Source organism: Streptomyces dioscori, assembly GCF_003024195.1.
Lineage (GTDB): Bacteria > Actinomycetota > Actinomycetes > Streptomycetales > Streptomycetaceae > Streptomyces > Streptomyces dioscori.
On sequence record NZ_KZ679058.1, the window covers coordinates 51,127 to 63,479 of the forward strand.

11 protein-coding genes are annotated in these 12,353 nt (G+C 71.5%); 3 read left to right on the top strand and 8 right to left on the bottom strand.

All coding sequences use genetic code 11. The features are described from left to right. The first annotated feature begins 243 nt into the window (after positions 1-243). Positions 244-717: a DUF6214 family protein gene (locus C6Y14_RS38930; protein ID WP_107021638.1), complete on the top strand. Its 474-nt coding sequence runs from the start codon at positions 244-246 to the stop codon at positions 715-717. A gap of 159 nt (positions 718-876) precedes the next feature. Here the strand turns inward: C6Y14_RS38930 and C6Y14_RS38935 are convergent, their stop codons facing one another. Beyond that, positions 877-1,533 (bottom strand): DUF305 domain-containing protein, encoded by a 657-nt coding sequence (locus C6Y14_RS38935; RefSeq protein ID WP_107021639.1) that lies wholly within the window; start codon positions 1,531-1,533, stop codon positions 877-879. Between the two features lie 225 nt (positions 1,534-1,758). On the opposite strand from C6Y14_RS38935, the gene C6Y14_RS38940 reads away from it, so the two are divergent. Beyond that, the gene (locus tag C6Y14_RS38940; protein WP_107021640.1) at positions 1,759-3,261 is read left to right on the top strand and encodes an LVIVD repeat-containing protein; all 1,503 of its coding nucleotides are present in this window, start codon (positions 1,759-1,761) and stop codon (positions 3,259-3,261) included. Here the strand turns inward: C6Y14_RS38940 and C6Y14_RS38945 are convergent. From C6Y14_RS38945 to C6Y14_RS38960, 4 genes are all read right to left on the bottom strand, one after another. After that, complete coding sequence (locus C6Y14_RS38945) at positions 3,249-3,974, bottom strand: TetR/AcrR family transcriptional regulator (RefSeq protein WP_107021641.1); 726 nt, start codon at positions 3,972-3,974, stop codon at positions 3,249-3,251. The two genes, C6Y14_RS38940 and C6Y14_RS38945, sit on opposite strands and share 13 nt — an antisense overlap. Before the next feature lie 201 nt (positions 3,975-4,175). Beyond that, positions 4,176-4,871, bottom strand: coding sequence for an HAD family hydrolase (locus tag C6Y14_RS38950; RefSeq protein ID WP_107021702.1), 696 nt, complete (start codon positions 4,869-4,871; stop codon positions 4,176-4,178). A gap of 100 nt (positions 4,872-4,971) precedes the next feature. Then, positions 4,972-6,207 (bottom strand): epoxide hydrolase family protein, encoded by a 1,236-nt coding sequence (locus C6Y14_RS38955; RefSeq protein ID WP_107021642.1) that lies wholly within the window; start codon positions 6,205-6,207, stop codon positions 4,972-4,974. Between the two features lie 69 nt (positions 6,208-6,276). Continuing rightward, positions 6,277-6,741, bottom strand: coding sequence for an Lrp/AsnC family transcriptional regulator (locus C6Y14_RS38960; protein ID WP_107021643.1), 465 nt, complete (start codon positions 6,739-6,741; stop codon positions 6,277-6,279). Between the two features lie 79 nt (positions 6,742-6,820). On the opposite strand from C6Y14_RS38960, the gene C6Y14_RS38965 reads away from it, so the two are divergent. Next, on the top strand, positions 6,821-7,963 hold the full coding sequence (locus tag C6Y14_RS38965) for a Glu/Leu/Phe/Val dehydrogenase dimerization domain-containing protein (protein WP_107021644.1): 1,143 nt from the start codon (positions 6,821-6,823) through the stop codon (positions 7,961-7,963). On the opposite strand, the gene C6Y14_RS38970 is transcribed toward C6Y14_RS38965, so the two are convergent. The 3 genes from C6Y14_RS38970 to C6Y14_RS38980 all read right to left on the bottom strand — a co-directional run bounded on the left by C6Y14_RS38970 (position 7,950) and on the right by C6Y14_RS38980 (position 12,255). Next, the gene (locus C6Y14_RS38970; protein WP_107021703.1) at positions 7,950-9,194 is read right to left on the bottom strand and encodes a vWA domain-containing protein; all 1,245 of its coding nucleotides are present in this window, start codon (positions 9,192-9,194) and stop codon (positions 7,950-7,952) included. The genes C6Y14_RS38965 and C6Y14_RS38970 overlap by 14 nt on opposite strands. 164 nt (positions 9,195-9,358) lie before the next feature. After that, positions 9,359-10,693, bottom strand: a complete 1,335-nt coding sequence (locus C6Y14_RS38975; RefSeq protein ID WP_404828900.1) for an AAA family ATPase — start codon at positions 10,691-10,693, stop codon at positions 9,359-9,361. Positions 10,694-10,743: 50 nt separating this feature from the next. Beyond that, a complete protein-coding gene (locus C6Y14_RS38980) occupies positions 10,744-12,255 on the bottom strand; it encodes a hypothetical protein (protein WP_107021646.1) in 1,512 nt (503 codons plus the stop codon). Positions 12,256-12,353 lie beyond the last annotated feature (98 nt).

Genomic DNA, 12,353 nt, shown 5'->3' on the forward strand with positions numbered 1-12,353 from the left:
GCATCCCATCGCACCGCGCGCCGGGGGAGGGGCGGGAAAGGGCCGGGATGCGGCGAGGATGTGGCCGGGGCGAGGTCGGGGCGAGGTCGGGGCGAGGTCGGGGCGAGGCGCTGCGCCGACCGTGTGCCGCGAGGGCCACGCGCGCGTGCCTGGCCGTAATGAATGTGATCATGCGGTTACGTTGCGTATGTGCTGGAAACATCCTTTCTTAATCTTTCTGATCGTGATGAGCCGGACGGGGCGGTGTCCGTACGGCGCGCCTGGGAAGTGCGGGAGAACGACACCGCCACGACGTGGTGCGACGTCCGGCTGAGCTTCGCCGACGGGGCCGGTGTCGACCTGCTCGCGGCGGTGTGCGAGGGGTGCGTCTGCATCGAGGACGTACGGGCCCGGCCCGCGCTCTCCCTCGACGACCTGGCCGTGCTCGCCGACTGGATCGAGGGGCCGCTTCTTGAGGCGTGCGGGGGCGCGTCGGTGGTGGCGGGCGCCGTGGGTGGTGACGGGAGCCCCGACGCGCGGCACGCGCGCCCTGTGCTGCCGCGCGGTGTCGAGAGCCGGCGGCTGGTCGCGGGGGAGTATCTGGCGGCGCAGCGGGCGGGGCGGGATCCGGTGCTCGCGGTGATGTCCGCGACGGGGTACAGCCGGCGGCGGTCGCTCCGGTTGATCGCGGGGGCGCGCGATGCGGGGCTTTTGGCGCCGCGGCATGTTCGGCGTTGACGCCAACTGGTACGTCTGTGCCTGCGGCGGGGCTGTCGGTTGTGTGTCGGGTGCGGGTTCGTTGTGGCCGGCCGCGCAGTTCCCCGCGCCCCTTTGGGGCGCCCCTGCGGGGCGTTCCCCGCGGGGGCGTTTCCCGTAGCGGCCCGCGAAGCGGATGCGTCACATCTCGCGCATCCTGCTGATCTCGCTCGTCTGTTGGGCGATCACGTCGTCGGCCATTTCGCCTATCTGGATGTTGTTGCCCTGGGAGAGGACGTCCGTGGCCATGGTGATCGCCCCGTTGTGGTGGGTGATCATCAGCTTCAGGAAGAGTTCGTCGAACGCCTTGCCCTTCGCCGCGCGCAGTGTCTTGAGCTGTGCGTCGGTCGCCATGCCCGGCATCACGTCGTGGTGGTGTTCCCCGGACCCCTTGTCGCTCTTCTTGTCGCCGCCGTGGTTCTTGAGCCACGCCTTCATCGTCTCGATCTCCGGCCCCTGTGAGGCGGCGATCCGCTCGGCGAGGCGCTTCACCGGCGTCGACGAGGCGTGCTTCGGGGCCAGTTCGGTCATCTCGATGGCCTGGGTGTGATGCTCGATCATCATCCGGGCGTAGTCGAGGTCCGCGGAGTTGGGGGTGTCGTCGTCGGAGCGCTGCTTCGCGGCGTCCTCGGCCGAGAGCGTCTCGGCGGCCTCTCCCGGTTTGCCGGGCGCGATCACCGAGGGGCCCGTGCCCGGCGCGGACTTGGCGTCGTCGTCGGAGCCCGTGCAGCCGCCCAGCGCGAGGACGGCAACCGTCACGGACGCCGTGATCAGACGGCGAAACGTACGGCGGGACATGCGGCGAGCGAGCACAGTGACCTCCTGTGGCACATGAATCGACCTACACCTGACGAGTGCGGACACCTTGTGAGTGTCGATGACCGTCCTAGCACGCTTCCGCACGCCAATGATCAAAAACATTCATTACGAATGCGTTGCCACCTGTTGATCTGTGCATGCTGAAGACGATACTGCGGTGGTACCTGAACCGTTCGACTTCGAACGGCCACTAGGGAGGACGCAGTGACCCTGTTGAACAATCACCGAACGCGGCGCAGACGTCTGGGAGTTGCCGCCACCGCGGCCGGTCTGCTGGCCGCCCTGCTCACGGCAGGACCCGCGGTCGCGACCCCCGACCCCGGGGACGCTCCGGTGACTTCGGAGAAGGTCTCCAAGAGCGAGGCGGCCGAGGCCCGAGCGGCGATCGCGAACGGCGAGATACCCGGGCAGGACGAGATCGTCCACTCGGACAACATCCAGCACCTCGCGAACATCCCCAAGGACGCGTTGCCCGGCACCAACTCGGACCTCGCCTTCCAGGGCAAGTACGCGTTCGCCGGCAACTACGACGGCTTCCGCATCTTCGACATCAGCAACCCGAAGGCCCCGAAGACGGTCTCCCAGGTGCTCTGCCCGGGTTCGCAGAACGACATCACCGTCTCCGGCGACCTGCTCTTCCTGTCCACGGACTCCTCGCGCAGCGACAACTCGTGCAGCAGCACCACGCAGCCCGCGACCGAGAAGTCCTCCTGGGAGGGCATGAAGGTCTTCGACATCAGCGACAAGAAGAACCCGAAGTACGTCGCCGCCGTCGAGACCGCCTGCGGCTCCCACACCCACACGCTGGTGCCGGAGCGCAAGAACGTCTACATCTACGTGTCCTCGTACTCGCCGAGCGCCACGTTCCCCGACTGCCAGCCGCCGCACGACGGCATCTCGATCATCAAGGTGCCGCGCAAGGCTCCCGAGAAGGCGGCGGTCGTCAACTTCCCCGTCCTGTTCCCCGGTGAGGGCGCGGACGGCGGCGGCAACCCCGGTGGTCCGACCAACCCGGGTGTCTCCAAGACCACCGGCTGCCACGACATCACCGTGCTGCCCTCCAAGGACCTCGCCGCGGGCGCCTGCATGGGTGACGGCATCCTGTTCTCCATCAAGGACCCGGAGAACCCGAAGATCATCGACCAGGTCCAGGACAACGTGAACTTCGCGTTCTGGCACTCGGCGAGCTTCAACCAGAAGGCGAACAAGGTCGTCTTCACGGACGAGCTCGGCGGCGGCGGTGCGGCCACCTGCAACGAGACCGTGGGTCCGAACCGCGGAGCGGACGGCATCTACGACATCGTCGGCAAGGGCGACAAGCGCAAGCTCGTCTTCAAGAGCTACTTCAAGATCCCGCGCCACCAGGCCGACACCGAGAACTGCGTCGCCCACAACGGCTCGCTGATCCCGGTCAAGGGCAAGGACATCATGGTCCAGGCCTGGTACCAGGGCGGTATCTCCGTCTGGGACTTCACGAACTCCTCGAAGCCCAAGGAGATCGCCTTCTTCGAACGCGGTCCGCTGAGCACCACGACCATGGTCACCGGCGGCTCCTGGTCCGCGTACTACTACAACGGCTACATCTACTCGAACGACATCGCCAAGGGCTTCGACGTTCTGAAGATCAACGACCGTCGTACGGACCCGGCGAAGAAGAACCGGCTGGGCGAGCTGAACGTCCAGACGCAGCCGGACTACTTCGACTGACCGGCCGCGTCCGTCTCCTGGTTCGCCACGCCACCGTGACCGCGGCCTTCCGCCGGCTCGCGGCTCCCGGGAGCGAAGAACCGTGAGAGGTCCTCGTGGTACGTCCCGCCGGGTGCTTCGGCGCCCGGCGGGGCACCCCGCTCCCAGTCCAGCCCGTACCGCCTGAACAGCTCGGCCCGCAGCACCGGCACCGGCATCGGGACCCCGGGCACCAGGGCCGCGTACACCGCGCCCATCAGCAGCGCCCGCAGCATCGGGTAGTCGGCGGCGGTGTCCGGTGAGCCGTAGCGGGACATGGTGTCGCTCAGCAGCTCAGCCAGCCGGCGCTGCTCCGGACACTGCTTGAAGCCCTCGCCCTGCAGGATGCCCGCCATGTGCTGGCGCATCACCACCGGATGGTCCCGGGCGAGGCCCAGGATCGCGTCGATGGCCCGCGCCATCCGCTCCTGCCCGTCCTCGGTGCGCGGCTCGCGCTCCAGCGCCTCGTCCAGCGTGCGGTGCATCAGCCGGTGCACGGCGGACTGGACGAGCAGGCGCTTTCCGGGGAAGTAGTACGAGACGAGACCCCGGGCGGAGCCCGCGCGGTCGGCGATGTCGCCCAGCGTCGTGGCGTCGTATCCGCGCTCGCCGACGAGCTCCAGAGCCGCCTGCAGAAGCCTCTCGCGGGAACGTCGCCGCAACTCTTCATTGACCGATGCGCTGCGAGGGGACATCCTATGTACTCCTGCGTTGACTGGCTGCCAGCCAACTATACTCAGCGCGTCCGGGCCGGTCCCCTCGGGGATCACTTCCGGGCTGCCGTCCGTCCGGGGCGACGCGGGGGATCGTCCCGGGCGGTCGGTAAGGGAACGGCCTGCTCCGGGTTGTCGAAGCGGAGTCGTGGTCCGAGGGACAGGCGGCGGATCGGGTGCGGATCAGCCGGGGACCAGGTCCAGCACCGGTCGCAGACCGTTCGGCCGGTCCGTCACCGGCAGATGGTCGACGAAGTGCACGCGGCACCCCAGAGCCGCCGCTCCGCCGTCCGCCAGCCGGTCGTCCCCGACCATCAGGGTGTCGCGCGGATCGGCCCCGAGCGCGTCGCAGGCGGTCGCGAAGAGCCTGGCGTCCGGCTTCTGGACACCGTGCTCGTACGACAGGACGTAGGCCCCCACGTACGCGTCGAGGCCGTGCTCGCGGAACACGGGCCGCAGATCCCAGCCGATGTTGCTGACCACCCCGATCGCGACCCCGCGGTCGCGAAGCGTGTGCAGTACGTCGATCGCGTCGGCGTACGGACGCCAGGCCACCGGGTTCATGTGCCGGTCGTACAGCGCGTCGTACAACTCCTCGGCGGGCAGCGCCACCTGGCGGCAGGCCCCCGTGTACGCCGCCCGGTGCGCCTCGGCGCTCTCGTCGCGGACGCCCCACAGCGCGGTCAGCTCGGGCGGCACCGGACCGCTGTGCGGCGCTCCGCCGGGCAGCGCACCCGCCGCCTCCAGTTCCTTCGCCGTCCGGAGCAACTCCTGCTCCGGCACGGACATCTCGGCGTCGGCCAGTACGGCGCGCAGCCAGGTCTCGGTGGATTCGATACGGAAGAGGGTCCCGGAGAAGTCGAACAACACGGCAGCCATGCGGGAGGACATACCCGCACCGCGATCCGGGTATGTCGTCCCGCGGGCCTCCGCCCCTGGTCAGAGCGGTGCCGTTCCGGCAGCCGTTGCCGCCGGGCGCTCAGGGCCTGCGGCCCCGGAACGTGCGGCGCAGATCGCTCACCCAGGCGTCGGGGTTCTCCCACGGGATGAAGTGGCCGCCGTGGTCATGGGCGTTGACGTTGACGTGGTTGAACCAGGCCGCCTGCGGGCCCGTCTCGAACGCCCGGACGCGTTCCTCGGCGGCGTGGACGCCGGGCGGGTTCTCGTACGTGACGAAGGTCAGGCCGACCGGGGCCTGCACGACCGGGGTGCGGTCGTGGGCCGGTGACCACGGGTGGCGGTTGGCGTTGGCGTAGTAACGCATCGACGTGGCGATGGAGTTGTTCACCCAGTAGATCGTGGCGTGGGTGAGCAGATCGTCCTTGGAGAAGACGGACTCGACGTCACCGCCGTTGTCGCTCCAGGAGTTCCACCGCTCCAGCAGCCAGGCGAGCAGTCCGGCGGGCGAGTCGCTCAGCCCGTGGGCCAGGGTGGCGCCGTCGAGCATGTGCACGGTGAGGTGGGACGCCGAGCGGTGGTCCAGCTCGACGACACGGGCGCGGACGTCGGCGGGCTGGTCGTCGGTGAGGGGCCGGTTCCGGGCGAAGTCCCAGGCGCGGGGGCCGGTGAAGAAGTCCAGCGGCAGCCCGGAGCCTATGTGGATGCCGTACAGCTCGTCGGCGTACTTGTGGCCGAGCTGGCTGCTGACGATCCCGCCGATGTCACAGCCCCCGGCGGCGTACTTCTCGTAGCCCAGGGTCTCGGTCATCAGGGTGTGCCAGAGGTCGGAGACCTTCCAGAAGTTGACGTCCGGAAAGCCGGTGAGCGGGCCGGGGAAACCGAAGCCGGGCAGGGACGGCACGATGACGTCGAACGCGTCGGCGGGGTCACCGCCGGACGCGGCCGGGTCGGCGAGCGGCCCGATCACCTTCGACCAGTGCCAGAACGTCCACGGCCAGCCATGGGTGAGGATCAGCGGGACCGGGCGGGGGCCGCGGCCCGCCTTGCGCATGAAGTGCACCGGGACACCGGAGACGTCCACGCGGTAGTGCTCGTGGACGTTGATGGCTGCCTCGGCCCTGCGCCAGTCGTAGCCGTCCCGCCAGTGGTCGACCAGCTCACCGAGATAGCCGGCCGGGACGCCGTACGACCAGTCGTCGTTCCCCTCGTCCAGTGGCGGACGGGTCGCCGCGAGACGGACGCGCAGATCGTCGAGTACCGCGTCGGGCACGTGGATCGGGGTGGGCTCCAGGGGGAAGTCGTGCGAAGTGGTCATGGCATGCGTCCTATGCGTCCTATGGGTCGGCGAGGTCGGTCGGGCGGCCCGCACGTTCCCGGTGCGCTCCTACTCGGCTGGCGGCAGCGGGCCGAGGACCGGGTTGGTCAGATGCTGGTAGATGATCGAGGTGCGGAAGGCGATGATCTCGCGGCGGTTGGTGAACTGGTCCAGGAGAAAGGCGTGCAGGTGGTCGATGTCCTGGGCCGTGACATGGACGAGGAAGTCGTCGCTCCCCGCCATCGTGTACACGGAGACGACCTCCGGCAGTTGGGTCACCGACTGCTCGAACGCGGTGACGACATCGCGGCGCAGGGGGCGTACCTGGGTGAACACCATGGCCTGCACCGAGCGGTTGAGGGCCTTGAAGGAGACCTCGGCCCGGTAGCCCTGGATGATGCCGCGCCGCTGCAGGAGCCTCGTGCGTTCCAGACAGGTGGAGGGGGCGATGCCGAGTTTCGCGGCGAGGGCGCGGTTCGACTGCCGACCGTCGGCCTGCAGTTCGCGCACGATCGCCGAATCAAGTTCGTCCACGGCTTCCTCCCCTGCCCGAACACCGAATTTGATTCGGTGCGACTCCCGGTGGTCCGCGCATCAGCCTAGCTTCGGCGCCATGAGTCGAGCATTCGCACACGAAGAGGTCGTTGTCCGCCGCGGACGCCGCTCCGGCCTGCCGTTGATCGTCGCCGTCCATTCCCGCGCGCTGGGACCGGCGGCCGGTGGCTGCCGCATGCGCCGCTACGACACCTGGCAGGACGGACTGACCGACGCGCTGCGCCTGTCGGAGGCGATGACGTACAAGTCGGCGGTGGCCGGTCTGGACTTCGGGGGCGGCAAGAGCGTGATCGCCCTGGACCGGGACACCGACGTCACCCCGGAGCTGCGGGAAGCCGCGCTGGAGGACCTGGGCGAGCTGATCGCCTCCTTCGACGGCTCCTACCGCACAGGACCTGACATCGGCACCGGCCCCGAGGACATGGTGGTCCTGCGGCGCTTCTCGCCGTACGCGTACTGCGCGCCCGAGGAGCACGGCGGCACCGGGGACTCCGGCGGGCCCACCGCCACCGGTGTCCTGGCCGCTCTGCGGGCCGGCGCCCGCCACGTCTTCGGCGACGCCTCCTGCACCGGCAAGGTGGTCGTCGTCAGCGGGTTCGGGTCGGTCGGCAGCCGGGTCGCGGCCGGTCTGGCCGCGGAAGGGGCGCACGTCGTGGTGTCGGACGTGGACCACTCCCGCAAGGAGGCCGCGCTGGCGAGCGGGTACGGCTGGGTGGAGCCCGGCCGGGCTCTGTCGGCTCCGGCCGACATCCTCGTCCCGGCCGCCGTGGGCGGGGTGTTCGACGCGGAGAGCGTGGACCGGCTCACCGCGCCGCTGGTCGTCGGACCGGCCAACAACCAGCTCGCCGACGAGTCGATCGCCGACACCCTCGCGGAACGCGGCATCGTCTGGGTGCCGGACTACGTGGCAGGCGCCGGAGGGGTCGCGTACACGCTCAGCCGGGAGTCGGAGGGCTACAGCCACGAGGCCGCCCTGGAACGGGTGGAGGGCATCGGTGACACCGTCGGACACCTCCTCGGCCTCGCGCGCACCACCGGAGTCACCCCGCTGAGGGCGGCCCGGCAGCTGGCGGACCGCCGCCTCACCGCTGCCGCCTCCCCGGCAGAGGCAGTGGCAGAGGCGGCGATCAGGACAGAGACAGAGGCACGGGCGGCGGTGGGGGCAGAGGCGGCGACCGCCCGGCCGCTCAGCCGATCGTGACGACACGCGCCCAGGACGGCGGGGTGTCCGGTACGTAGTCGGGGTCCTCCTCGTCCACCGTGCGGGCGGGGCGCGGGAAGAGACCGACGACCGTACGGCAGGGCGGCGGCGCGGAGGGCCAGGGGGTCTGGCCGTCCGTGAGGGCGACGATCACGTCGGGGCGCGGCCGGGAGCGCAGTGCCCGGGCGAGACCGGAGCGCAGATCCGTGCCCCCGCCGCCGACCAGCTCGATGTTCTCCGCGCGGCAGAGCGGCACGGCGACCCCGGCCGCCGCGTCGCAGGAGATCACCGACACCAGGTCGCGCCGCCCGCCCACCGCCCGCGAGATCGCCGCCACCTCCAGCAACGCGCTGCCCAGTTCGGCGTCGCTCACCGACCCGGAGGTGTCGATCACGACGCAGACAGCGGGCGGCGTACGGCGCAGACTCGGCAGCACCACTCCGGGCACACTCGCCGAGCGCCGGGACGGACGCCGGTAGCTGTGGTTCTCGCCCGCACCCGGCGCCCCCGCCGCCGACCGCACCGCCGCACCCAGCAACCGCCGCCACGGCTGCGGCGGCTGGAACGCCTCGTCCGCCCATCGGCGCCAGCTCTTCGGCGCCTTGCCGGGCCGGCTCTTGATCCCCTCCGCGACCCGGAAGCGGACCGCGTCCTGCTGGTGCCTGCTCAGCGCGTGCGCCCCGTCGGGACCCAGTTCCCACGGCCGGTCCTGCCCGTCGGCGCCGCTGCCGCAGTCCAGCCAGGCCAGGTCGGCGGCCGCACCGGACATCGACGCCGTCCGCAGGTACTCCTCCATCAACAGCCCGCCCGGCAGCCGCAGCAGCGACGGAAGCACCGCTCCGGCGGGCCGCGGCAGACCGTCACCGTAGATGTCGTCGTTGATCTCGAAGTCCGCGGCGATGTTCCGGCGGAGCCTCCCCCAGCCTTCGGCCGGGGGGACCCCCGTCCCGCTCCGCTCGCCCGGTCCGAACTCCTCGTGCTGCCGTGCGTACCGCTCGCTCCTGCCGTGGTGGTCCCGGAGCAGATGGGAGACCTCGTGCACCCACACACCCGCCAGTTCCTCCATCGGCATGCGCGCCACGAACGCGGGGGAGACATAGCAGCGCCAGTGTGCGTCCACCGCCATCGTCGGCACCGACCGGTCCTCCACCACATGCAGGGCGAAGAGCGCACCGGCGAGGTAGGGGCGCACCTTCACCGCGTGCAGCCGGGCGGCCAGCAACTTCTCCATGTCCAGGGGGAGTCCGGCCGCTCGGTCCGCCGCACCCGAGCCGGCCGGCTGCTCCGGCAGGGCGGCCCGCACCGGGCGCGGCGGCGCGGGCCGGGGCATCGGGCGCGGCCGGGGATGCGGAGCCGCCTGTTTCGGGCTCCTCGGGGGAGTCTGCGGGGCCCCCGTCATCGGCGTGTTCCGGCCGCTGCGCGCTCGGCCGCCGCGGCCGCCGCCGCGACCCGCTCCACCGACCGGTCCGCCTGGCGGGCGAGACCCACCACCCCGGCCAGCCGGTCCATCGACGCCGGCACCTCCCAGCCGTCGCGCCGCAGCGCGGCCAGCGCCGTCGCGGGGGCGACCAGCAGGTCCGCGGTGCCGGTCTCCAGCGCCCGGACCAGCACCGCCCAGCCCGCCTCCCAGCGCTCCCGTTCCGGCCGCGCTCCGACGGCCGCCACCACCGCCTCCAGCGTGGCCTGCCGCAGATCGCCCCGCTCCGGCAGCTCGGCGGCGGCCGGGTCGGCGAGCAGGGTCTCCGGGTCCGGCAGGTCCATCCGGTCCAGATAGGCGAGGAGTTCGAGTCCGGGTCCGTCGCCGACGGCTCCCCGTACGAGCAGGGCCAGCACCTCGCGGGAGACCGAGGCCGCCGTGCCGAACGCCAGCAGCGTCAACGCGGCGTCCCAGCTCCGGGGCGAGGGCCACGCACCACCGCGCCGCGTCTCGGTGCTCGGCAGCCGGTGGACGAGGGTCGGCCTGGCGGTCAGGAAGCCGCACACCACGCGCCGCGAGAAGGCCACCGCCTCCGCCAGCAGATCCGGTGCCAGACGCGGCAGTTCGGCCCTGGGCCAGACACCGCCGAGACCGCGCACCACCACCTCCTGATCGTGCACCCAGTACAGGTGCACGAACCGGTTGGCCAGCGGCGGGCTCAGCTCCCATCCGTCCGCCGCGGACGCGCGCGGATTGGCGGCGGCCACGATCCGTACGCCCGCCGGCAGTTGGAGCGCGCCGACCCGCCGCTCCAGGACGACCCGGAGCAGCGCGGCCTGCACGGCCGGGGTGGCGGTGGAGAGTTCGTCCAGGAAGAGGAGCCCGCGACCGGCCCGTACCAGCTCGACGGCCCACTGCGGCGGCGCCATCGGCACGCCCTGCACCGCGGGGTCCTCGCCCACGATGGGCAGTCCCGAGAAGTCGGACGGCTCATGGACGCTGGCGATCACGGTAGTCAGCGGCAGGTCGAGCGAGGCGGCGAGCTGGGTCAGGGCGGCGGTCTTGCCGATACCCGGCTCACCCCAGAGCAGCACGGGCAGGTCCGCCGCCACGGCCAGGGTGAGCGCTTCGAGCTGCTCGTCGGGGCGCGGCTCGGTGGTGGTCGACCGCAGGAGGGCCAGCAGGCCGTCGGCGACGGCGAGGTGCGTGTCCGTATCCGGTACGGGGACGGGCGAGGGTACGGGGACGGGGGTGCCGGCGGCCGGGGCCGGGGTGGGCAGGAGGGTGCTGATGGCGCTGTTGGTCATGGGCATCACCTGGAGGGGGTTGAGGGGACGGGAAGGGGGCTTGGGCTGCTCGCCGGTCACGAGGCCAGACCGGTGCGGGGCCGGGACCGGCCGATGAGCTTGCTGCGCAGCGGAAGCGGCGTGAAACGGTCGAGCCGGGGGCGGTGACCGGCCTTCACCCGTCCTGCGCCCGAGCCGCCCGAGCCGCCCGAGCCGGCCGGGGCGTCTGAGCCGCCCGCGCGAGCCGGGCGGTCCTCGTCGCCCGGGGTGTCCGCGCCGCCTGCCGAACCGGCGGCGGGATGCACGGCGACCAGCCCCGAGCGGAAGAGCCCGTGGTCGAGGTGCCGGGCCGCGGCCTGTTCCAGTTCCTCGCGGAGCGGTCCGTCGCGCAGCACCGCACCGGGACCGAGCAGACCTTCGACGACGGCCAGTGCTCCGCCGACGTCACCGTGGCGGAGCCGTTCCCGGACCGCGGGCAGCGCCTCCGGATCGCGGTGCACCGTGTCGATCGCCCGCAGACAGGGCAGCGCGGGCCCGCCCAGCGCCACGAGCAGTTCCTCGCGCCGCAGTTGGAGAGGATCGTGGTCGACCGCGGTCAGCACGCCGTCCCGCAGCGCGATCCGATGGGTCTCGCCACGGCACTCCACGCGATGCGGATCACCGGGTTCGGGAACGGGACCACCCGCCGGCGTCACCCCGTACCCCGCCAGCGCTGTGGCGACGAGCGGATGCAACCGCTCGGGCGGGATGAGTCCCGTCCGCAGCAGTTCCAGATCCGGCAGGACCCGGGCCGCCGCCTCCGGCAGCACCGGAAGCGCCGCGATCTCCTGCGGCGGCAGCACACCTTCGGGCAGGGGCTGGAGCGTGGGGACATGACTGTCGTCGGGGGCGACGAGTTCGAGTACGGCCCGTCTGCGGGCGCCGAGCCGTACGGTGAAGGCCCCGCGCGGAAGCCCCTCGGCCCGCAACAGCAACTCGGCCTCGGCAGCCCAGCGGCGGCTCTCGCAAGGGGAGTCGTGCGGCGGATTCTTCTCGGCGCCGCATCGCGCCCGCAGCTCGCCGCTCCGCCCGGCGTCCCAGAGATGCCGGTGCAGATCCAGCCGGAAACGCCGCTCGGGATGTGGATGGGGGTGGTGTCCATGGGGGTGGTGTCCGGGGGAGTCGTTCCCCGATCCCTCCCACAGCGCCAGGGACATCCACTGCCCGCCGTCCGCCCAGGCCGGCGGGGTCCGCACCACCAGGTGCAGAGGCGGGTCGGCGTAACTCCCGTAGCGGGCGAGCGAGATGGTGAGTCCGGGACGGAGTCGTCCGTCCGGGGCGATGCGGGGCATGTGCCAGCGGAGCAGATCCGGCGCCAGCCGGCGCAGGTCCTCCCGGAGGCGGGTGACGACTTGGGTGCCGTGCCGACGGCGCACGGCGCGCAGATCGAGATCGACGTGTACACGGGCGGCGGCGCACGCCCCCGCCCAGTCGCCGACCGCACGTCGCGCGGTCGCGTTCTCGATCATGGACGGTGGCACGGCGTACTCACGTACGCGCCGCCACATCAGCAGGTGGGAAGGAATCTCATTCGCGAAGTGAGGTGCCATCAGCACTCACCTTGCGCGAATGATTCCCCCAATCCGGAAAAGGAGAAGGTGTTCATCGCCCGCATGGTAACCACGTCGATGACGATCTGTCTTCCCTC